We start from the raw sequence: 21,501 nt of genomic DNA, 5'->3' as shown, positions 1-21,501 counted from the left end.
CTCTCGGTTGCGCCCGCGCTGCGCGCGCTTACCTCGCTCGGCGGGCCAGTCTTTCGGAGTCCGAAATCAGCACGCTCTTGCCCTCGAGTCGAATCCAGCCGCGGTGGGCGAAATCGGCCAGCGCCTTGTTCACGGTTTCCCGGGAAGCGCCGACCAGCTGGGCGATCTCCTCCTGCGTCAGGTCGTGAGTGACGCGCATCGCGCCACCTTCCTGGGTGCCGAAACGCTGGGCGAGCTGGAGCAGTTGCTTGGCCACACGGCCCGGCACGTCGGTGAAGATGAGGTCGGCCAGATTGTTGTTGGTGCGGCGCAGCCGTCGGGCCAGCACCCGCAATAGCTGCTCGGCGATTTCGGGACGATCGGCGATCCATGCCCGTAGCGCGTCGCGGTCCATCGACACCGCCCGCACCTCGGTAATCGTGGTGGCGCTGGAAGTCCGTGGACCCGGGTCGAAGATCGACAATTCGCCGAACATGTCCGACGGTCCCATGATCGTCAAGAGATTCTCCCGGCCATCCGGTGAGCGGCGACCGATCTTGACCTTGCCGGAAACGATGATGTAAAGCCGGTCGCCCGGCTCCCCTTCGGCGAAAACCGTGTGGCCACGGGGGAAGTCGACGGGTTGTAACTGCTTGGTCAGTGCGGTGACTGCGCTGGGCTCAACCCCTTGGAAGATTCCTGCCCTTGCCAGGATCTCGTCCACTTTGCCTCTTTAGCTTTCAACGATGTGATATGGGCAGGCTCACCCCTTGCTCGCGTCATAAGTCTAGAGGTAGGCCAAATATGTCCAACGTGCCACGCTACACACGATTGACGTGTCTAGTCCCCCCAAATTGCGGATTGACCCGCGAATGGGTGTGTATTCGCCGTCGGCAGTCCGGCCTCGCCGCGACCGTCGAAGTCCCTGGCACGGATTGTCTCGGCGCGATGCCTCCCGACGTGGGATCCTGGAGCCGGGGCATCGGCCATCCGCTGAGCTTGGCGCCAATGCAGGTATTCCAGCGCCTCGGGCATGCCTTCTCGGGCCAGCGTATGCACGTCCACGGCCTCCGCGTGCTCGAGAAACTCGTCGACATCGGTCACCGTCACGGCGGCATGGGCGAACTCTCTTTCCAGCCGCCCCAGACCGAGCGTTGTGAGCATCAGCAGCCCCGGAACGCAGGCCACCAGCAACCATGACACAAGGAGAGTAAACATGGTCTTGAATCAACACGAGGTCTCAGTGAGATCACGAAATCAGTACTCTGTCGTAGGTGACAGCGGCAAAGTCGTCCGGGCGCTCGAAGTCGACGCCGGCCCCGCCCGATGGCAGCCTCGCCCGGCGCTGGGCGCAGGAAACCCGAGTTGGGTTGGTGCGACGGGCGCGGCGGATGAATCGCACACTGGCCCAAGCGTTTCCGCACGCGCACTGCGAGTTGGACTTTACGACGCCGCTGGAACTGACGGTGGCCACAATCCTTTCCGCGCAGAGCACCGACAAACGGGTAAACCTGACGACGCCGGCATTGTTCGCGCGCTACCCGTCGGCGCTGGATTATGCGCAAGCGGATCGCGCCGAGCTGGAAAACCTCATCCGCCCCACTGGCTTCTTCCGCAACAAGGCGGCCTCGCTCATCGGCCTCGGGCAGGCCCTGGTCGAACGGTTCGACGGCGAGGTGCCGTCGACCCTGGCCGAGCTGGTGACGCTGCCCGGAGTCGGCCGCAAGACCGCCAACGTGATCCTGGGCAACGCCTTCGGCATCCCGGGAATCACCGTCGACACCCATTTCGGGCGGTTGGTGCGCAGGTGGCGTTGGACCGCCGAGAATGACCCGGTCAAGGTCGAGCATGCGGTCGGCGAACTGATCGAACGCAGCGAGTGGACCATGTTGAGCCATCGAGTGATCTTTCACGGCCGCCGGGTGTGTCACTCCCGCAAACCGGCGTGCGGCGTATGCGTGCTCGCCAAAGATTGCCCCTCGTTCGGCCTGGGTCCCACGGACCCGCTGCTCGCCGCGGCCCTCGTTCAGGGTCCGGAGACCGAGCACTTGCTGGCCCTGGTGGGGCTGTAACACCGGGCGGGAGACGTTGACCCGGAAAACCCGCTGGACCGTTGCCATCCTGGCGGTGGTCGCGGCGCTGACCGCAGCGCTGGTGGCCCAGCTGCGCAACGATCCCGCCACGACCGCGGGGACCGCGACGACTCAGGCAGCGGCCGACCGCGAGCATCGCGATGCCGACACACCGGCGGTACTGGCGGGTCCCCGGGAGCGTGCCAACCTACCGCCGTGTCCCGCCGGTGCCCGAGGTTTCAGCGGTGTCAGCCCGGCGCCCCTGCAGGGTGTGACGGTGGAGTGCGCAGCCGACGGTTCGGTCGTCGACGTCGCCCGCGAGCTGGCCGGACACCGGGTGGTCCTCAACTTGTGGGCGTACTGGTGCGCGCCTTGCGCGGCCGAACTTCCCGCGATGGCCGAGTATCAACGACGGGTTGGGTCGGACGTGCTGGTGGTGACGGTGCATCAAGACGAGAACGAAACGGCCGCATTACTGCGATTGGCGGAGTTGGGTGTTCGGCTGCCGACCCTGCAGGACGGTCGTCGTCGAGTCGCGGCGGCGCTGCGGGTCGCAAATGTGATGCCCGCGACGGTGGTCCTCCGGCCGGACGGTAGCGTTGCGCAGACGCTGCCGCGGCCGTTCGCCAATGTGGACGAGATCGCGGCTGCGGTCGGAAAAGACGCGGGATGATGAGGCGAAAGCCTGGAACTGACCGGGCATTAATAAGAGGGAGGCGCCGGTGAGTGCTGGGGATACTCCCCTGCCAAACGGGGACGCCACCCGCGGGCGAGGGGCGGTTCCGCTCACGCCCGACGTGTGCCCGTCCTGGTTGCGTCCGCTGGTCGACAACGTCGAGCAGATCCCCGACGCGTATCGGCGCCGGCTGCCGGCCGACCTGCTGGCGCTGGTGACCGCCAAGGCCCCGTCGTCGATGGCGTCTTCGCGCGGGCGGCACCAGAATGGCCGCGAAGCCGCCGTTCTGGTGTTGTTCTCCGGTCCGGAATCCGGGCCGGCCGACGGCAGTGTCCCCGACGATGCCGACCTGTTGGTCACCGTGCGGGCCTCGACCCTGCGCCACCACGCAGGCCAGGCGGCGTTCCCGGGCGGTGCCTCCGATCCCACCGACGACGGTCCGGTGGCCACCGCCCTGCGAGAAGCGCACGAGGAAACGGGGATTGACGTCAGCAGGCTGCATCCACTGGCGACAATGGAGCGCACGTTCATCGCGCCGTCACAGTTCCACGTCGTCCCTGTGTTGGCGTACTCGCCGGACCCCGGGCCGGTGGCCGTCGTCAACGACGCCGAAACTGCGGTCGTGGCGCGAGTTTCGGTGCGCGCCTTCATCAACCCGGCCAACCGGCTGATGGTGTACCGCGGCAACCTCGGCCGCCGTTGGGCCGGACCGGCTTTCCTGTTGAACGAGATGCTGGTCTGGGGATTCACTGGCCAGGTGATCTCCGCGGTCCTCGACGTCGCGGGCTGGGCGTTGCCCTGGGACACCACCGACGTGCGCGAGTTGGACGAGGCGATGGTGCTGGTCGGCGAGCAAGGTGGCGCCCGATGAGTTCGATGACCCCCTCGCAGTGGCTGGATGTCGCCGTCTTGGCGGTCGCCTTCATCGCGGCCATCTCGGGCTGGCGTTCGGGCGCGGTGGGCTCCCTGTTCTCGTTTTTCGGTGTGGTGCTCGGGGCGATCGCGGGCGTGCTGCTGGCGCCCCACATCGTCGCCCACATCGCTGCGCCCCGCGCGAAACTGTTCACCGCGCTGTTCTTGATCCTCGCGCTGGTGGTCATCGGTGAGGTCGCCGGTGTGGTGCTGGGACGGGCCGTTCGCGGCGCGATCCGCAGCCGCACAATCCGATCCATCGACTCGGTCATCGGCGTGGGGGTCCAGCTCGTCGTCGTGTTGACCGCGGCCTGGTTATTGGCGACGCCCCTGACCCAGTCCAAGGACCAGCCCGAGCTGGCCGCCGCGGTCCGCGGTTCGCGGGTGCTGGCTGAGGTAAACGAGGTCGCACCCCCCTGGCTGAAGACGGTGCCCAAGCGGCTGTCGGCGCTGCTGAACACTTCCGGCCTGCCTGCCGTGCTGGAGCCGTTCAGCCGCACCCCGGTGATTCCCGTCGCATCACCGGACCCCGCCCTGGTCAGCAACCCGGTGGTGACGGGTGCCGCGCCAAGCGTCGTCAAGGTGCGCAGCCTGGCGCCCAGCTGCCAAAAGGTTTTGGAGGGCAGCGGATTCGTGGTGGCGCCCGATCGCGTGATGACCAACGCGCACGTGGTGGCCGGGTCCAACAACGTCCAGGTCTACGCCAGCGGCAACCCCCTCGACGCCACCGTGGTGTCCTACGACCCGTCGGTGGACATCGCCATCCTCGCCGTACCCCACCTGCCGCCGCCGCCGTTGGCCTTTGCCCAAGCCGAGGCGAAAACCGGCGAAAGCGTTGTGGTGCTGGGTTATCCGGGTGGCGGTAACTTCACCGCCACCCCGGCCAGGATTCGCGAGGCCATCAAGCTGAGCGGCCCCGACATCTACCGCGACCCGGCCCCGGTCACCCGCGACGTGTACACCATCAGAGCCAGTGTGGAGCAAGGTAATTCGGGTGGACCGCTGATCGATCTCAGTGGTCACGTGCTCGGTGTGGTGTTCGGTGCGGCCGTCGACGACCCCGACACCGGTTTCGTGCTGACGGCCGACGAGGTGGCCGCTCAGCTTTCCAGGATCGGTGACACGCAACAGGTGGGCACGGGGGCCTGCGTCAGCTGACCCGGGACCCGTGCACGTTCTCGAAGAACCTTGTCAGGTGCCTGTTGATTTCCTCGGGCGCCTCTTCGTGGCTGAAATGTCCTGCGCCAGTGATGGATATGAAGCGTCCCTGTGGCGCGTAGCGCTGGGTGCGGTCGACCGGGTCGGCGAGCACGTAGGGGTCGGCGTCACCGCGGAGGTGTAACAACGGCATACCGAGCTGTTGGCACATGGATCGCATGAATCGCCGGCCTTCGCCGCGCAGCTGGCTGCGCACCGCCCAGCGCTGGTATTCCAGTGCGCAGTGTGCGGCCGCCGGAATCCGGATCGCCGTCCGCAGATAGCCGATGGTTTGGGAGAAGTCTTCGGAGGCAGCCCATTTGGCACAGCTGCGGTCCCGGACGAGGCGCTCGATCTCTGCCGCGTTGTCTCGGGTCAGCAGGCGCTCCGGCCAGATGGGCACCTGGTATCGCAGCAACGTCGGCAACAGGGCGTAGCCCTGATCACGCCGCGTCAGCGTGGATCGTCGCAATGCGGCCGGGTGCGGCGAGCTGATCAGCGCGATGGCCGACACCAGCCGTGAATGCAGCAGCGCCGTGGCCCAGCAGGCCAGCCCGCCGTCGGCGTGGCCGACCAGCGTCGCCGACGAGTGCCCGAGCGCGCGAATGAGACCCGCCGTGTCGCCGGCCAGCGTCCAGCCGTCGTAGCCGCGGGGCGGCTTGTCGCTACCGCCGTAGCCACGTAGGTCGACGGCGACCACTCGGGCGCCCGTCAGTCCGCGTAGCTGATGACGCCAGGACCACCAGAACGATCCGAAACCATGCAGCAAGATCACCAGCGGCCGCGCCGTGGCCGACTCTGCGGGCGGAATGGCCGCGGCGTGGCCGACCGGTTGGTCAACTGGCAGCGCCTCGACGACATGGAATCGGATGCCGTTGGCGTGCACGTCCAAATGGCGCCACGGCCCGTCGATGCGGGTTATCGACGGATCTGGTGCTGCCATCTACCAACCCGAGGGATCGGCGGGAGGACCGCTTTCGGGCTTTTCGTGCCTGCCGCGGGGCTCAGCGAGCTCCTTCGCCCCGGAGGCGGCCTTGTCGTGCCCGGGGGTGAGTGCGGTGCGCGTCTCCCTAACCGATTCGATGGTCTGCCGCGGACCCCGGATCCGGCGGACCTTCAGGAAACCCAGCAACGCCAGCAGGGCACCGACCACCACCATGATCGCGAACACGATCAGGAACGCGACCCAGCGCCACAGCCAGGTGTCGAGTAGCTCGGCAAGAAAGAAGAAGAAAAAGAATGTGGAGTAGAACAGCACCACCAGCGCGGCGATGAAGTAGACGCTGCCGGTGAGGCCCTTCTTCACGTCCCGGGTGATCTCTGAGCGGGCCAGTTCGACCTCGGCGCGCACCAGAGTGGACACCTGAGTTGTCGCGTCTTTGATCAGATCACCGATCGACGGCTCAGCAGGCCTGGCGTGCGGGTCGGCCAACGGAATCGTGGTCAGCGTGCTGGGCACGCCGTTCTTGCCATCGACTTTGCTCACAGACGGTCCTCTCCGTTTGGTGCCCGCTCGCGTCGTCGCCGGGCCTGTTCGCTCGTCGCGGTTTATGTTGCCATGCGGCGCGGTACCAGACGAGGGCAGCCAATTTTGATGATGATTTCGTTGGTCGGGCCGGTTCTGGGTGCGACTCCTCGGTTGAAGCTGAAGAGTCTGAACCGCAACGGTTTTCGTCAGACTTGGTTGGCCCGAGCGTCTTGGACAGGCGCCTTGGAGGGGCCAGGGCGGGCAACTCGCCGAAAAGCCCGGGTTAGCTTTGGCTCGCGGCCAGGCCCGCTGCCCGGTCAAGCAGGCGATCCTTATGCGGAGACGCATTGCGCGCGGCGTGGCGGCCGTGCCGACCTCGGCGAACGAGACGCTCAGCCGACTAGACTGACCAAGCTGCTCGGGATGTCCGTCGATGGGAGCGTTGCGTTGCAGACCGCACACAGGTGCTTTGCGGCGGCGCTGCTGGCCGCGCTCTCAGCGCTGGTGGGTTTGCCCGCCCACGCCGCGGCTGCCGATGTCAGGATCCCCATGGGTGGTGGCGCGGGCATCGTCATCAACGGGGACACGATGTGCACCCTGACGACCATCGGCTCCGATTCCGCCGGCGAGCTGATCGGCTTCACCTCTGCGCACTGCGGGGGTCCCGGCGCGCAGGTCGCGGCGGAGGGTGCGGAGAACGCGGGCACGCTGGGCACCATGGTCGCGGGCAACGACAACCTCGACTACGCGGTGATCAAGTTCGATCCGGCCAAGGTGACACCGGTGGCCGTCTACAACGGCTTTCCGATCAACGGCATCGGCCCTGATCCCGTCTTCGGCCAGATCGCCTGCAAGCAGGGCCGCACGACCGGCAACTCGTGCGGCGTCACCTGGGGGATGGGCCAGGATCCGGGCACGATCGTCATGCAGGTCTGCGGCCGGCCGGGTGACTCCGGGGGGCCGGTTACCGTCGACGGCTTGTTGGTCGGGATGATCCACGGGGCCTTCAGCGATAACCTGCCGACCTGCATCATCAAATACATTCCGCTGCACACCCCGGCGGTGGTCATGTCGTTCAACGCGATCCTGGCCGACATCAACAACAAACATCGGCACGGCGCGGGGTTCGCGCCGCTACCGGCCTGAGGAACCTACTTTGCGGCCCTGATCGCGTCGAACACGCTGGGATCGAGCAGCGTCGACGTGTCACCCAAGTCGCGCTTTTCGGCGACGTCGCGCAATAGCCTGCGCATGATCTTGCCGCTGCGGGTCTTGGGCAGCTCGGGGACCACATGGACCTCGCGCGGCTTTGCGATGGGCGAGATCTCCCTGGCCACCTCCACGCGCAGTTCGTCGACGATCCCGTCGTGCACGTTGAAGTCGGCGCATAAGACGACGAACGCGCAGATGGCCTGGCCGGTGGTTTCATCCGTCATTCCGACCACCGCCGCCTCGGCCACCGCGATGTGGCCGACCAGCGCCGACTCCACTTCGGCGGTCGAGAGCCGATGCCCCGACACATTCATCACATCGTCGATGCGGCCCACCACCCAGATGGCACCGTCGGAGTCGTAAAAGGCGCTGTCGCCGGCAAAGTACCAACCCTCCTCGGCGAACCTGGACCAGTAGGTCTCGACGTAGCGCTCCGGATCACCCCAGATCCCGCGCAGCATGGACGGCCAGGGCTGGTCCAAAACCAGGTAGCCGTTGACGTGTTCGCCCTTATCCGCGCCTCGCGGCAGCTCCTTGCCGTGGTCGTCGACGATCTTGGCCGAGATGCCCGGCAGTGGCGTCATCGCCGAACCCGGTTTGGCCGCAGCGACTCCGGGCAGCGGGGAGATCATCGCGGCACCTGTTTCGGTCTGCCACCACGTGTCCACGATCGGGATGCTGTCGGCGCCGATCACCTTGTGGTACCAGCGCCACGCTTCGGGGTTGATCGGTTCGCCGACCGTCCCGAGAAGTCGCAGGCTGGAGAGGTCGTGCGCGTCGGGGATCTCACGTCCCCACTTCATGAACGTCCGGACGAGTGTGGGCGCGGTGTAATATATTGTGACGCCGCACTTCTCGATGATCTCGAAATGCCGGTGCTGGGTCGGGCTGTCGGGCGTGCCTTCGTAGAGGACCTCGGTGGCCCCGTTGGACAGCGGACCGTAGACACCGTAGGTGTGTCCGGTGACCCAGCCGATGTCGGCGGTGCACCAAAACACGTCGCGCTCGGGCTTGATGTCGAAAACGTAGTAATGCGTATAGGAGGCCTGGGTCAGATAGCCGCCGGTGGTGTGCATGATGCCCTTGGGCTTGCCCGTGGTGCCCGACGTGTACAGCAAGAACAACGGGTGTTCGGCGTCGAAGGGCTCGGGGGTGTGCTCGGGGGCCGCAGCGTCGACGACGTCGTGCCACCACAGGTCACGGTCGTCGTTCCAAGTCACATCAATTCCGGTGCGCCGCACTACCAGAACGTGCTCGACGGAGCTGTCGCCGTCCTGACCGGGTGCATTGTCCTTTTCGAGGGCCTCGTCGGCCGCGTCCTTCAGCGGCGCCGGCTTGCCGCGGCGGAACTGCCCGTCGCTGGTGATCAGCAGCTTGGCCTGGGCGTCGGCGATCCGGGCCCGCAGCGCCTTCGCGGTGAAACCGGCGAACACCACGCTGTGCATGACGCCAAGGCGCGCGCAGGCGAGCATCGATATCACCGCTTCGGGGATCAACGGCATGTAGATCGCGACCCGGTCGCCGGCGACCAGACCCAGGTCGGTCAGTGCGTTGGCCGCTTTGCACACCTCGGTCTTCAGCTCGGAATAGGTCAGGCTGCGGCTATCGCCCGGTTCGCCCTCCCAGTGGATGGCGACCCGGTTCCCGAGGCCGGCCTCCACGTGGCGGTCCACGCAGTTGTACGCGACGTTGAGCTTGCCGTCGGCGAACCACTTGGCGAACGGCGCCCCCGACCAGTCCAGCACCTCGGTGAACGGCTTGGCCCAGGACAGCCGATTGGCCTGCTTGGCCCAAAACGCCAGCCGGTCCTCCTCGGCCTCCCGGTACAGCTCCTCACCGGCGTTGGCCTGCTTGGCGAACTGCGCCGGCGGCGGATACGACGACGGGCCTTCGGTGTGGGTGGCGGTCACTGGCTTCCTCCTAGTGTCGAGGCTCGTCAACCGTCTGTGAGCCTAACCCCGCAAGCGGAAGAGCTGTGCCGCAATTTGCCGTCAAGCAAGACTTCATACCGGATAATCACCGGTGTGCCGGGACCGCACCGGCGGCGCGCCCGCCGACTAGTCCCCAGTTTTGTTGCGGCCGCAACAAGTTACGCAGCCACCACCATGCTGGGGCCACCCGCATGGGCTGACACCGTCGACCAGCCCACGCCGTGCCGCGCCGACCAGACCGCCGTTGATGCTTCCCCGACTCAGGGCGCCGTGGGCCACCGCGGGCTGACCCTGCTATTCACCCTGGCCGGCGGGGCGGAGCCGTGCACGCTCACCGGTTATCCGGGCGTCGACTCGGGCGCCGGTGGGCCGCTCGTTCATGCCCGGCCCACGCCGCGCGGCTACCTGGGCGGGCTGCCCGCCGACGTCGATGTGCCGCCCACCGTCATCCTGTCGCTGTCCACACAGGGGCAGGCCGTTGTGGAGGGCATGGCCATCGACGGGGAGGGCAACCCGTGCTCCAGCTACACCGACTTGGCGGTCAGCCCGCCCGACATCGTGCAGGTTTTCACTGTGCCCGCAGCCATCGACGCCTGCCAATTGGAGGTCCACCCCGTCACCGCGGGCTGAAGGTGCGCCGGTTATGAATCGGCTCGTTGCGGCACTTCACCTTCGCTCGAGAATTGCGCCCCGTTCGGCCGGCGCCGCCGCAGGCCCTAGGGTCGCTGGCATGCATGGGATGCGGGCTGCGCTGGCCGTCCTTGCCGCCGGAATACTGGCGGCCGGGGCGCTGGCCGGCTGCGGCGGCGGGGTCTTGAGCCCCGATCTCGTGCTGGTCAACGGCGGAGAACCGCCGTATCCGCTGATCCCGACCAGCACCAACGACAGCAACGGCGGGCGGATCATCGATCGGCTCTTCGCCGGCCTCGTGTCCTATGACGCCGCCGGACAACCCTCGGACGAGGTTGCCCAGTCGATCGAGACCACCGACAACGTCAACTACCGCGTCGTCCTCAAGCCGGGCTGGAAGTTCACCGACGGGTCGCCGGTGACCTCCAACTCTTTCGTCGACGCGTGGAATTACGGCGCCTTGAGCACCAATGGCCAACTGCAGCAGAGCTTTTTCAGCCCGATCGACGGCTTCGACGAGGTATCGGGCACGACAAGTGACGGAAAGCCGGCTCCCAAAACCGGGCGAACCACCATGTCCGGTCTGCAGGTCGTCAACGATCTCGAGTTCACCGTGCGACTAAAGGCACCGACCATCGACTTCGTATTGCGATTGGGCCATAGCGCTTTCTATCCGCTGCCGAGCGTCGCATTCCGCGACATGGGGGCGTTTGGCCGCAACCCGATCGGCAACGGGCCGTACAAGCTCGCCGACGGTCCGGACGGGCCGGCCTGGGAACACAACGTCAAGGTCGACGTGAGGCCCAACCCCGACTATCGGGGCAACCGCAAGCCCCACAACAAAGGACTGAGGTTCGAGTTCTACGCAAATCTGGATACCGCCTACGCCGACCTGCTTTCGGGGAACCTCGATGTCCTGGACACGATTCCGCCGAGCGCGCTGCCGATCTACAAGCGTGACCTGGGCGACAACGTCACCAGCGGCCCGGTGGCGGTCAAACATAGTCTCGATACCCCGCTGCGGCTGCCGCATTTCGGCGGCGAGGAAGGCCGCCTGCGCCGGCTTGCGCTGTCGGCCGCCGTCAACCGTCCGCAAATCTGTAAGCAGATCTTCATGGGCACCCGCAGTCCATCACGCGATTTCACCGCCCGGTCGTTGCCGGGTTTCGATCCGGACTTACCGGGCAACGACGTGTTGAACTTCGATCCCGGTCGGGCGCGGCAACTCTGGGCCCAAGCCAACGCGATCTCGGAGTGGAGCGGCCAGTACGCAATCGCCTACAACGCCGACGCCGGAAATCAGGAATGGGTGGACGCGGTGGCCAACAGCGTCAAAAACGTTCTGGGTATTGACGCGGTTGGCGCGCCGCAGCCCACCTTCGCCGGATTGCGCACCCAAATCACCAACCACACCATCACCACCGCGTTTCGCGCCGCATGGCAGGGTGACTACCCGTCCATGATCGAGTTTCTCGCCCCCCTGTTTGCCACCGGGGCGGGTTCCAACGATGTCGGCTACTCCAACGGAGAGTTCGACGCGGCGATGGCGGCCGCCGAGGCCGCGCCCACTCTGCAACAGTCGGACGCCCTGGCCGACGCCGCACAGCGAATCCTGATGCACGACATGCCCGTTGTTCCGCTGTGGGACAACATCAGCGTGGTGGGGTGGTCGCCGGAGGTCAAAAACGTCATCGTCACTTGGAACGGTCTGCCCGACTACGAGAGCATCGTGAAGGGCTGAGATGGGCTGGTACATCGCGCGTCGAATCGCCCTCATCGTGCCGGTCTTTCTCGGTGCCACGCTGCTGATCTACGGGATGGTCTTCCTGCTGCCCGGTGACCCGGTGGCCGCGATGGCGGGGGACCGGCCGCTGACCCCCGCCGTGGCCGCGGCGCTGCGTGCCCGCTACCACCTCGACGATCCTTTCTTGGTGCAGTACCTGCGCTACCTGAATGGCATTCTGCATGGCGATTTAGGGCGCTCCTACTCGGGGCTGCCGGTCAGTGCCGTTCTGGCTCATGCCTTTCCGGTTACCATCAGGCTGGCGCTGATCGCGGTGGCGGTGGAAGCGGTGCTGGGGATTGGATTCGGCGTCATCGCCGGCCTCCGTCAGGGCGGAATCTTTGATTCCACGGTGCTGATCACCGGCCTTGTCATCATCGCGATTCCCATATTCGTCCTTGGCTTTCTGGCGCAATTCCTGTTCGGCGTCTGGCTGGGAATCACGCCCGTCACGGTCGGCGAGAGGGCGACGTTCGCGCGGCTGCTGCTGCCCGGAATCGTTTTGGGTTCCGTGTCATTCGCATATGTGGTGCGACTGACCCGGTCCGCGGTGGCCGCCAACGCCCACGCCGACTATGTCCGCACCGCGACGGCCAAAGGGCTTTCGCGACCGCGGGTGGTGACGGTGCACGTCCTGCGCAACTCGCTGATCCCGGTAGTGACTTTCCTCGGCGCCGACCTGGGGTCGCTGATGGGCGGAGCCATCGTGACCGAGGGCATCTTCAACATCCACGGCGTTGGCGGTGTGCTGTACCAAGCTGTCACCAGGCAGGAGGCGCCGACGGTGGTGTCGATAGTGACGGTGCTGGTGCTGATCTATCTGATCACCAACCTGGTGGTGGACTTGCTGTACGCCGCTCTTGATCCCCGGATCCGATATGGCTGAGCGCATCCCGGGCCGCCAGGGCTTTTGGCGGGACACATGGCGCAAGCTGCGCCGGCGCCCGAAGTTCGTCGTCGCCGCGGTGCTGATTCTGTTCATCCTTGTCGTCGCCGCGTTTCCGGCGTTGTTCACCGGAAGCGATCCCACCTATGCCGATCCCGGCCAGAGTCTGCTCGGACCGTCGGCCGCGCACTGGTTCGGCACCGACTTGCAGGGCCACGACATCTACGCGCGCACCGTCTACGGTGCGCGGGCCTCGGTCACCGTGGGGCTGGGGGCCACCCTGCTCGTCTTCGTCGTCGGCGGGGCGCTCGGCGCGCTCGCCGGCTTCTACGGGGGCTGGATTGACGGGGTGGTCTCGCGCATCACCGATGTGTTCTTCGCGTTGCCGTTGCTGTTGGCCGCCATCGTGCTCATGCAGGTGCTGCACCACCGCACGGTGTGGACGGTGATCGCCATCCTGGCCCTGTTCGGCTGGCCCCAGGTGGCCAGGATCGCCCGCGGCGCGGTGATGGAGGTGCGGGCCAGCGATTATGTGCTTGCGGCGAAAGCATTGGGGTTGCGCGACATTCAGATTCTGCTGCGGCACGCGCTGCCCAACGCTTTGGGTCCGGTTTTCGCGATGGCCACGATCGCCCTCGGCGTGTTCATCGTCACCGAGGCCTCGCTGTCCTACCTCGGCGTCGGACTGCCGACATCGGTGGTGTCCTGGGGCGGCGACATCAACCTCGCGCAGAGCCGGCTGCGGTCGGGCTCGCCCATACTTTTCTATCCGGCCGGCGCGCTGGCGATTACGGTGCTGGCCTTCATGATGATGGGTGACGCCTTGCGTGACGCCCTGGATCCGGCGTCGCGAGCGTGGCGCGCGTGAGCACCGGGACGGAGCCGCTGCTGTCGGTCACGGGCCTGGAAGTCAGGTTCGGCACCGACGCCCCCGCAGTCTGCGGCGTGGATCTGGCAGTGCAGCGCGGTCAGACCGTCGCGGTGGTGGGCGAATCGGGATCGGGCAAATCCACCACGGCCGCCGCTATTCTCGGGCTGCTTCCGACCGGAGGACGAATCACCGCGGGGCGCATCGTTTTCGACGGGCGCGACATCACGTCGTTCGATCGCAAAGCCGACCGCCGGCTGCTGCGGTCGATCAGGGGACGTTGCATCGGCTACGTGCCCCAAGATCCGATGACCAACCTCAACCCGGTCTGGAAGGTCGGCTTCCAGATCCGGGAAGCGTTGCGGGCGAACACCGATGGCCGCGAAGCGCGGCGGCGTGCGGTACAGCTACTCGCCGAGGCCGGTATGCCCGATCCGGTGAAGCAAGTCGGTCGCTACCCGCATCAGCTGTCCGGCGGCATGTGTCAACGTGCGCTGATCGCCATCGGTTTGGCGGGGCGGCCGCAGCTGCTCATCGCCGATGAACCGACGTCTGCGCTCGACGTCACCGTGCAGCGGCAAGTGCTCGACCATTTGCAGGACCTCACCGACGAACTGGGTACCGCCCTGCTGCTGATCACCCACGACCTCGCGCTGGCCGCCGAACGAGCCGAGTCCGTCGTGGTTGTCCATCGCGGAGTTGCGGTGGAATCCGGTGCGGCGCCGTCAATCCTACGGGATCCGCAACACGAGTACACCCGACGCTTGGTGGCCGCTGCTCCGTCGCTGACGGTCAGGAGCCGAGCCAGGTCCGGGCCCGCGAACGAACCCGCCGAGGACATCCTTGTCGCCTCGGAGCTGACCAAGGTCTACCGGGAATCGCGTGGGGCGCCGTGGCGGCGCACGGAGTTCTGTGCCGTCGACGCTGTGTCGTTTCGGCTGCGCCGGGCGGGCACGCTGGCGATCGCGGGAGAGTCGGGTTCGGGGAAATCCACCTTGGCGCGGATCGTGCTTGGTCTGTTGCAACCCACTTCGGGCAGAGTTGTTTTCGACGGCACCCGGATCGATGACACGTTGGACCGCGATGCGGCGCTGGCTTTCCGCCGGCGAGTGCAGCCGGTGTTCCAGAACCCATACAGCAGTTTGGATCCCATGTACTCGGTGTTTCGTGCCATCGAGGAGCCGTTGCGAATCCACCGGATCGGTGACCGCCGTCGGCGCGAGCAAGCGGTGCGCGAGCTCCTCGACCAGGTGGCCCTCCCGTCGTCGGTCCTGGACCGGCTGCCCCGGGAGCTGTCGGGTGGCCAGCGGCAACGAGTCGCGATCGCCCGGGCGCTGTCGCTGCGGCCCGACGTGCTGGTGTGCGACGAAGCGGTCTCCGCGCTCGACGTTTTGGTGCAGGCGCAGATTCTGGACCTGCTGGCCGATCTCCAGTCGCAACTGGGCCTGACCTACTTGTTCATCAGCCACGACCTGGCGGTGATCCGGCAGATCGCCGACGATGTTCTCGTGATGCGCGCCGGCCGGGTGGTTGAGCAGGCGCCCACCGAGGAATTGTTCACGCGGCCCAGCCACGAGTACACGCGCCAATTGCTCGAGGCCATTCCGCGCCCATCGGAGCGTCCCCGATAGGTTGGCTACTCGTGACGGCTGACCCGCTGGCCCCGCTGATGGAGCTCCCCGGCGTCGCCGAGGCCAGCGACCGGGCCCGGGATGCGCTGGGCCGGGCCCACCGCCACCGGGCCAACCTGCGGGGCTGGCCGGTGACCGCGGCCGAAGCGGCGTTGCGGGCGGCACGCGCCTCGTCGGTCCTCGATGGCGGTCCCGTCCGGCTGGACGACCTGGCGGAGGCCGCCCAAGTCAGCGACCCGGTGTTCGGCGGTGCGCTGCGGGTGGCCCGGGAACTCGAAGGCGGCACGGGGCCATTGATCGCGATATGGCAGCGAGCGCCGTTGCAGGCACTGGCGCGCCTACACATGCTGGCGGCGGCTGATCAGGTCGATGAGGATCGGCTGGGCCGCCCGAAAACCGACCCCGGGGTGGGGCCCCGGCTGGAGCTGTTGGCGGAGTTGGTGACCGGTCGCACCCGAGCGCCGGCGCCGGTGGTGGCCGCGGTAGCACACGGAGAACTGTTGACGCTTAAGCCCTTTGGCAGTGCGGACGGCGTGGTGGCCCGCGCGGTCTCACGGTTGGTGACCATCGCCAGCGGGCTGGATCCGCACGGGTTGGGCGTGCCCGAGGTGAGTTGGATGCGTCAACCAGCGGAGTATCGCGACGCCGCAGGCGCATTCGCGGATGGCACGCGCGACGGTGTGGGAGCCTGGCTGGTGCTGTGTTGCCGGGCTATCCAGGCCGGTGCACAGGAGGCTTTGTCGATCGCCGAATCGCTACCGAGTCGATAGGCGAATCGGTTGCCGCCGGACCTCAGAAACGGTGCCGAGGAATTCGTTCCACAAATGTAAAGCGGGCGGCGTCCCGAACTATTCGGTCCGCCGCCCGCCAACACGGAACTCGGTTACCAAGCGTGCATTTTGGGCTGCGTGGGTGGCCTCGGCGATCTTGCGACGCATCCGGTTGCGACCCTACCCAAAGGGCCGCCGACACCTTCCACTTTTCGCAATTACGCAGGCCCGCAACACTTCTGCCATTATCGTGGCTATGACTCCGCGTGGGTGCCGGGAACCGTGCTGGGCGCCCGGATCGGGAGATCGACCCTTCTCTTCCGGATCGACCTAGGCCTCACCGAGCTTCCGTGGTTCCTTTGTACTACTAGACCCTTAGCACAGCAAGGCCCAATTCTGCGAATGTTGCGAACCCGCGGTTGATTGCGCGCCTAACACGTTTGCTGTCAGTGGGATTTGGCTCCGGCACGCGTCCGAGTCGTCGGGGCAGGCCCGGGCTACAAGGCGAAGCGGCGCAGCAACGAGTAGGTAACCGCGCCGGCAGCCAGTGCACTGATTCCCACCGCGGCGGTCGTCGCGATCGCGGCACCCGAGGGCGCCGGAATGCGGTCGCGCAGCGACACCGGCCGGGAGAACACCAACACGGGCCAACCGCGCTCGGTGGCTTCCTTGCGCAAGCCGCGGTCGGGATTGACCACACTGGGATGGCCGACGGCCTCGAGCATCGGTAGGTCGGTGATCGAGTCGGAGTAGGCATAGCAATATTCCAGCGGGTAGCCCTCGCGGGCGGCCAATTCGCGGATCGCCTGGACCTTGCCCTCGCCGTAGCAGTAGAACGCCACGTCGCCGGTGTACCTGCCGTCCTCGACGACCATCCGGGTCGCCATTGCGTGGGTCGCGCCGAGCGCGCGGGCGATCGGCCCGACGATCTCTTCCCCGGACGCCGACACCACCACGACGTCGCGGCCGCACAGCTTGTGGGCGGCGATCAGGTCCGCGGCCTCGGCGAAGACCAGTGGAGTAACGATGTCGTGCAGTGTTTCGTTGACGATCGACTTAACCTGGGCAACGTCCCAGCCGGTGCACATGTTGGTCATGTGGGTGCGCATCCGATCCATCTGGTCATGATCGGCACCGGAGAGCAGGAAGATGAACTGGGCGTAGCTGGACTTGAGCACCGCCCGGCGGTTGAGCAGTCCCTGATCGAAGAACGGTTTGCTGAACGCCAGCGTGCTGGACTTGGCGATGATCGTCTTGTCCAGGTCGAAAAAGGCGGCGGTGCGGGTGTGGGGAGGGGGGGTTGCGGTTGTTTCCGGTGAGGTTTGCTGCGGCGCGGCCGGGTCGAAGACGGTCACGGACCCAGCATAGGTCGGCGGTGCAAGGGTGCTGCGCCGTTGCGCCCAAAACCGCGGCTGAGCACGGATGCAACGTGTGGGACCGGCGGTATCGTTGCGGCTCAACGTGTTTTTTCGATCGAAGAGCTACTTGCGTTAATGCGGACTGTCATGTGTATAGTAAGCATTACTCGGCCTGAGCCGAGGGTGTATCAGCCCGACCCCCCGGGGCTGATGCACGACGACCCTCGCCTCCTCCCCCCCTGGCGGGGGTCGTCCCTTTTCTGGGGTAAGTAATTTCTCGGCGGCAGGGTGCTTAGCTCTGCTGCCTGCGCGTTGCGGGGATCGCGAGATCCGTACGCTGGGTGACCGCGCGTCGACGCGCTTGTGCACACCCGCGTCTCTATCCACAAATCCGCCTTTGGGACTGGTGTCCCAACGCCCCGGCCGCTCAGGGTAAGTGAGTGACCGGCACCGCGCACACCTCTGCAACGGGTTCCGCGGGCGTGTTGGCGGTGTTGACGGATTCGGAATTGCGCGACGAGTTGGACCGCGTGGCCGCGGCGGTGGGTGTTCGGGTGGTTTATGCCGGTGGCGCGTCCGTGAGTCGCAAGACCTGGACCGCGGCCGCGGCCGTGATCCTGGACGAGGCGGCAGCGGATCGGTGTGGGCGGGCGGGGCTGCCGCGGCGCCCTTACGTCAGCGTGCTGACCGTCGCCGAACCCCTGACGGCGACGTGGGCGGCGGCCGTCGCGGTCGGTGCCCGACATGTACTGCGGCTGCCCGAGCAAGCGGGCGAATTGATCCGCGAACTCGCCGAAGCCGGTGAATCCGCGCGCGAAGACCTGCCGCGCGGTGACGTCGTCGCAGTCATCGGAGGCTGCGGCGGGGCCGGCGCCTCCTTGCTCGCGGTCGCCCTGGCGCAGGCCGCCACCGACGCGCTTCTGGTGGACCTCGACCCGTGGGGCGGCGGAATCGATCTGTTGTTGGGCGGCGAAGCCACGCCGGGCCTGCGCTGGCCCGACTTGGCGTTACAGGCCGGACGGCTCAACTGGCCGGCCGTGCGCGAAGCGCTGCCGCGACACCGCGGAATCAGCTTGCTGTCCGGCACACGGCGCGGATACGAGTTGGGCGGCGCGCCCGTGGACGCCGTTGTCGATGCGGGGCGCCGCGGGGGAGTCGTGGTGGTATGCGATCTTCCCCGTCGTCTCACCGATGCGACCCAAGCCGCGCTGGATGCCGCAGATCTCGTCGTCGTGGTCAGCCCCTGCGCCGTGCGGGCGTGCGCGGCAACCGCCGCCATGGGTCCGGTGCTGGCCGCGATCAATCCCAACCTCGGGTTGGTCGTGCGGGGTCCCTCGCCGGGAGGATTGCGGGCAGCCGAGGTCGCCGAAAGCACCGGCCTGCCATTGCTGGCGTCCATGAGGGCCCAGCCCCAACTCGCCGAACAGCTGGAACGCGGTGGGCTACGGCCAGGGCGGCGATCCGCGCTCGCGGCGGCGGCTCGTCAGGTGCTTGCCGTCCTGCCGCGTGCCGGTCAGAACGGCAGGGCGGCGTGAGCGGCCCATTGATCGAACGCGTCCGCGAGCGGCTGGCATCCGAATCCGCCCCGCTGCGGCCCAGCGTGGTGGCCGCCGCGATCCGGGCGGAGTCCGGCGGGATGCTCGGTGATACCGAGGTCCTTGCCAACCTCCGGGTGCTACAGACCGAACTGACCGGAGGCGGCATCCTCGAACCGTTGCTATGTGGGGACGGCACTACCGACGTCCTGGTCACCGCGCCCGATGCGGTGTGGGTTGACGACGGAAGCGGGTTGCGGCGCAGCCGGATTCGCTTTCCCGACGAGGCGGCGGTGCGTCGGCTGGCGCAGCGGCTGGCGTTGGCCGCCGGCCGGCGTCTCGACGACGCGCAACCTTGGGTAGACGGCCAGCTGACCGGCATTGGTGCCGGAGGCTTCGCGGTGCGCTTACACGCGGTGTTGCCGCCCGTGGCGACCGGGGGCACCTGCTTGTCGCTGCGGGTATTGCGGCCGGCCACTCAGGATTTGGCGGCCCTGACCGCCGCCGGCGCGATCGATTCCGAGGCCGCCGCACTGGTTTCCGACATCATTGCCGCTCGGTTGGCCTTCCTGGTGTGTGGGGGAACCGGGGCCGGGAAAACGACCTTGTTGGCCGCGATGCTGGGCGCCGTACCGCCCACGGAACGGATCGTGTGCGTCGAGGACGCCGCCGAGCTGGCGCCCCGGCACCCGCATCTGGTCAAGCTGGTCGCGCGCTGCCCCAACATCGAAGGCGTCGGCGAGATCCCGGTGCGCCAACTCGTCCGGCAGGCCTTGCGAATGCGGCCCGACCGCATCGTGGTCGGCGAGGTCAGGGGCGCCGAAGTGGTCGATCTGCTGGCGGCACTGAACACCGGCCATGACGGCGGCGCGGGCACGGTGCATGCCAACAATCCGGGCGAGGTTCCCGCCCGACTCGAGGCGTTGGGCGCGCTCGGCGGTCTCGATCGGGCGGCACTGCACAGTCAACTCGCCGCGGCGGTCCAACTGCTTCTGCATGTCGCGCGGGACCGGGCCGGTCGGCGTCGGCTTTCCGAGATCGCTTTGCTGCGCCAAACCGAAGGGCAGGTCAGGGCGGTCACCGTGTGGCATGCGGACCGCGGGATGACCGACGACGCGGGCGAGCTGCATCGCTTGCTGCGCAGCCGGATGCCGGCATGAACGGCCTCGCGGTTGGCGCCCTACTGTTATCGCTTGCGCTGGTGGTGTTTCCGTCGTCGCCGCGGCGCCGGCTCATGCCACCTGCGCGAGCCCGTCGGCGGTTCCCGCCGGTTGGGGCGGCCGGCTGGCTCACCGCGTGCGTCATCGCTGCTGCGGCCGTGTTGCTGCCGCTGACGACGGTTCTGGCCATCGCGGTCGTGGCCGCAACAGCGAGCCTGCGTTACCGCCGCCGCCGTCGCATCCGGAACGCCGTGGACGAGGGGCGGACTCTGGAAACCGCCCTCGATGTGCTGGTCGGCGAGTTGCGAGTGGGCTCGCATCCGGTCCGCGCGTTCTGCGTCGCCGCCGACGAAACCGTTGGCGCGGTCGCTGAGTCATTACGTGCCGTCGCGGCGCGGGCCAGATTGGGTGCCGACGTCGCGGCCGGGCTGCGCGCCGCTGCACGATCGTCGGCCCTGCCCGCGCATTGGGATCGACTCGCGGTGTGCTGGCAGCTGGCTAGTGACCACGGCCTGGCGATAGCCACCCTGATGCGGTCCGCGCAACGCGACATCACTGAGCGGCAACGGTTTTCGGCTAGGATGTCGTCGGGCATGGCCGGAGCGCGCGCCACGGCTGCGATACTGGCGGGCCTGCCGGTGCTCGGCGTGCTGCTGGGTCAACTGATCGGGGCCCGACCACTGAGTTTCCTGCTGAGCGGGCACGCGGGCGGATGGCTGTTTGTCGTCGGATCGACGCTGGCGTGCGGCGGGCTGCTGTGGTGCGACCACATCACCGATCGGATCGGGTCATGAACACAGCGGCGGTGCTGCTGGCCGTGGCACTGTGGATCGGGCCCGGCCCGTCGATGGTGCGGACGCGTGCCGGGACACCGGCCCGTGCGCATCGGCTGCGGCGGGGGCTGCTTCAAGGGCCGGCACTTGGCCCCGACCCGCTGGCGGTCGCATCCAGTCTCGACGTGCTGGCCGTGTGTCTGGAAGCCGGCATGGCCGTGTCGACCGCGGCGACCGCGGCCGCCCCGTCCGCACCACCGAAGCTGGCCGGGGTGCTGCGTCGCGCCGCCGACCTGCTGGCGCTAGGCGCCGATCCCTCTGTCGCTTGGTCGATTTCGCCGAATCCGCCCGCCGGCCCGGTCGACGCGCAGACCGACGCGCTGCTGCGACTGGCACGCCGTTCGGCGTCCTCGGGCGCGGCGCTGGCCGGCGGCATTGCCGAATTGGCCGACCAGTGTCGTCACGACGCAACACACACAGCCGCCGCGGCGGCCGAGCGGGCCGGGGTCCTCATCGCCGGGCCGCTCGGTTTGTGCTTCCTGCCGGCGTTTGTGTGCCTGGGCATTGCTCCGGTGGTGGCCGGGTTGGCCGGCGATGTCCTGCGGTCAGGCCTGCTGTGAGAAGTGAACGAAGGAAGGAAATCATTCGTGATCAACATGT

General features: G+C 67.3%; 20 protein-coding genes and 1 pseudogene. 15 read left to right on the top strand and 6 right to left on the bottom strand.

What is annotated here, in order from left to right:
- Positions 1 to 28: 28 nt before the first annotated feature.
- Both crp and ACLP4W_RS15185 read right to left on the bottom strand, forming a co-directional pair.
- Complete coding sequence (gene crp, locus ACLP4W_RS15190) at positions 29 to 703, bottom strand: cAMP-activated global transcriptional regulator CRP (protein ID WP_003877056.1); 675 nt, start codon at positions 701 to 703, stop codon at positions 29 to 31.
- A 229-nt stretch (positions 704 to 932) separates the two neighbouring features.
- Positions 933 to 1,197 (bottom strand): annotated as a pseudogene (locus ACLP4W_RS15185) (hypothetical protein); the annotation flags it as partial.
- Positions 1,198 to 1,370: 173 nt separating this feature from the next.
- On the opposite strand from ACLP4W_RS15185, the gene nth reads away from it, so the two are divergent.
- Genes nth through marP form a run of 4 tightly spaced genes read left to right on the top strand, consistent with a single transcriptional unit; the run spans position 1,371 to position 4,797 of the window.
- Positions 1,371 to 2,051, top strand: coding sequence for an endonuclease III (gene nth / locus ACLP4W_RS15180; RefSeq protein ID WP_442387261.1), 681 nt, complete (start codon positions 1,371 to 1,373; stop codon positions 2,049 to 2,051).
- A 16-nt stretch (positions 2,052 to 2,067) separates the two neighbouring features.
- Complete coding sequence (locus ACLP4W_RS15175) at positions 2,068 to 2,724, top strand: TlpA family protein disulfide reductase (RefSeq protein WP_442387224.1); 657 nt, start codon at positions 2,068 to 2,070, stop codon at positions 2,722 to 2,724.
- A 49-nt stretch (positions 2,725 to 2,773) separates the two neighbouring features.
- Positions 2,774 to 3,598 carry an NUDIX hydrolase gene (locus ACLP4W_RS15170; RefSeq protein WP_442387222.1) on the top strand — a complete coding sequence of 275 codons (825 nt, stop codon included), beginning with the start codon at positions 2,774 to 2,776 and terminating at the stop codon, positions 3,596 to 3,598.
- A gap of 5 nt (positions 3,599 to 3,603) precedes the next feature.
- Positions 3,604 to 4,797, top strand: a complete 1,194-nt coding sequence (gene marP / locus ACLP4W_RS15165; RefSeq protein ID WP_442387260.1) for an acid resistance serine protease MarP — start codon at positions 3,604 to 3,606, stop codon at positions 4,795 to 4,797.
- On the opposite strand, the gene ACLP4W_RS15160 is transcribed toward marP, so the two are convergent.
- Both ACLP4W_RS15160 and ACLP4W_RS15155 read right to left on the bottom strand, forming a co-directional pair.
- On the bottom strand, positions 4,790 to 5,779 hold the full coding sequence (locus tag ACLP4W_RS15160) for an alpha/beta fold hydrolase (RefSeq protein WP_442387220.1): 990 nt from the start codon (positions 5,777 to 5,779) through the stop codon (positions 4,790 to 4,792). The two genes, marP and ACLP4W_RS15160, sit on opposite strands and share 8 nt — an antisense overlap.
- Complete coding sequence (locus ACLP4W_RS15155) at positions 5,780 to 6,322, bottom strand: phage holin family protein (protein ID WP_442387218.1); 543 nt, start codon at positions 6,320 to 6,322, stop codon at positions 5,780 to 5,782.
- A gap of 429 nt (positions 6,323 to 6,751) precedes the next feature.
- Between ACLP4W_RS15155 and ACLP4W_RS15150 the strand changes: the two genes are divergently transcribed.
- Entirely contained in the window at positions 6,752 to 7,450 is a 699-nt protein-coding gene (locus ACLP4W_RS15150) for a S1 family peptidase (protein WP_442387258.1), read from the top strand.
- A 5-nt stretch (positions 7,451 to 7,455) separates the two neighbouring features.
- On the opposite strand, the gene acs is transcribed toward ACLP4W_RS15150, so the two are convergent.
- Positions 7,456 to 9,426 carry an acetate--CoA ligase gene (gene acs / locus ACLP4W_RS15145; protein ID WP_442387216.1) on the bottom strand — a complete coding sequence of 657 codons (1,971 nt, stop codon included), beginning with the start codon at positions 9,424 to 9,426 and terminating at the stop codon, positions 7,456 to 7,458.
- A gap of 114 nt (positions 9,427 to 9,540) precedes the next feature.
- Here acs and ACLP4W_RS15140 point away from each other — a divergent pair, with 114 nt between their 5' ends.
- The 6 genes from ACLP4W_RS15140 to ACLP4W_RS15115 all read left to right on the top strand — a co-directional run bounded on the left by ACLP4W_RS15140 (position 9,541) and on the right by ACLP4W_RS15115 (position 16,015).
- Positions 9,541 to 10,077, top strand: a complete 537-nt coding sequence (locus ACLP4W_RS15140; protein ID WP_442387214.1) for a DUF4232 domain-containing protein — start codon at positions 9,541 to 9,543, stop codon at positions 10,075 to 10,077.
- 100 nt (positions 10,078 to 10,177) lie between these two features.
- Positions 10,178 to 11,818 (top strand): peptide ABC transporter substrate-binding protein, encoded by a 1,641-nt coding sequence (locus ACLP4W_RS15135; RefSeq protein ID WP_442387212.1) that lies wholly within the window; start codon positions 10,178 to 10,180, stop codon positions 11,816 to 11,818.
- Position 11,819: 1 nt separating this feature from the next.
- The gene (locus ACLP4W_RS15130; RefSeq protein WP_442387211.1) at positions 11,820 to 12,746 is read left to right on the top strand and encodes an ABC transporter permease; all 927 of its coding nucleotides are present in this window, start codon (positions 11,820 to 11,822) and stop codon (positions 12,744 to 12,746) included.
- Positions 12,739 to 13,614, top strand: coding sequence for an ABC transporter permease (locus tag ACLP4W_RS15125; RefSeq protein ID WP_442387209.1), 876 nt, complete (start codon positions 12,739 to 12,741; stop codon positions 13,612 to 13,614). The genes ACLP4W_RS15130 and ACLP4W_RS15125 overlap by 8 nt, the downstream gene beginning before the upstream one ends.
- Positions 13,611 to 15,245 (top strand): dipeptide ABC transporter ATP-binding protein, encoded by a 1,635-nt coding sequence (locus ACLP4W_RS15120; RefSeq protein ID WP_442387207.1) that lies wholly within the window; start codon positions 13,611 to 13,613, stop codon positions 15,243 to 15,245. Before ACLP4W_RS15125 ends, ACLP4W_RS15120 begins: the two co-directional genes overlap by 4 nt.
- 11 nt (positions 15,246 to 15,256) lie before the next feature.
- On the top strand, positions 15,257 to 16,015 hold the full coding sequence (locus ACLP4W_RS15115; RefSeq protein WP_442387205.1) for an oxidoreductase: 759 nt from the start codon (positions 15,257 to 15,259) through the stop codon (positions 16,013 to 16,015).
- Between the two features lie 497 nt (positions 16,016 to 16,512).
- Here ACLP4W_RS15115 and ACLP4W_RS15110 read toward each other — a convergent pair whose 3' ends face one another.
- Positions 16,513 to 17,370, bottom strand: a complete 858-nt coding sequence (locus ACLP4W_RS15110; RefSeq protein WP_442387203.1) for an HAD-IB family hydrolase — start codon at positions 17,368 to 17,370, stop codon at positions 16,513 to 16,515.
- 494 nt (positions 17,371 to 17,864) lie between these two features.
- Between ACLP4W_RS15110 and ssd the strand changes: the two genes are divergently transcribed.
- The 4 genes from ssd to ACLP4W_RS15090 are packed head-to-tail and all read left to right on the top strand — an operon-like array spanning position 17,865 to position 21,461.
- Positions 17,865 to 18,908 (top strand): septum site-determining protein Ssd, encoded by a 1,044-nt coding sequence (gene ssd / locus ACLP4W_RS15105; protein ID WP_442387256.1) that lies wholly within the window; start codon positions 17,865 to 17,867, stop codon positions 18,906 to 18,908.
- Positions 18,905 to 20,068 (top strand): TadA family conjugal transfer-associated ATPase, encoded by a 1,164-nt coding sequence (locus tag ACLP4W_RS15100; protein WP_442387201.1) that lies wholly within the window; start codon positions 18,905 to 18,907, stop codon positions 20,066 to 20,068. The genes ssd and ACLP4W_RS15100 overlap by 4 nt, the downstream gene beginning before the upstream one ends.
- Entirely contained in the window at positions 20,065 to 20,862 is a 798-nt protein-coding gene (locus tag ACLP4W_RS15095) for a type II secretion system F family protein (protein ID WP_442387199.1), read from the top strand. The genes ACLP4W_RS15100 and ACLP4W_RS15095 overlap by 4 nt, the downstream gene beginning before the upstream one ends.
- Positions 20,859 to 21,461, top strand: coding sequence for a type II secretion system F family protein (locus ACLP4W_RS15090; RefSeq protein ID WP_442387197.1), 603 nt, complete (start codon positions 20,859 to 20,861; stop codon positions 21,459 to 21,461). Before ACLP4W_RS15095 ends, ACLP4W_RS15090 begins: the two co-directional genes overlap by 4 nt.
- Positions 21,462 to 21,501: the final 40 nt, after the last annotated feature.

Source organism: Mycobacterium sp., from assembly GCF_052145595.1.
Lineage (GTDB): Bacteria > Actinomycetota > Actinomycetes > Mycobacteriales > Mycobacteriaceae > Mycobacterium.
Note: the sequence above shows the minus strand (reverse complement) of the source record. Positions and strands in the feature narration are given on the sequence as shown.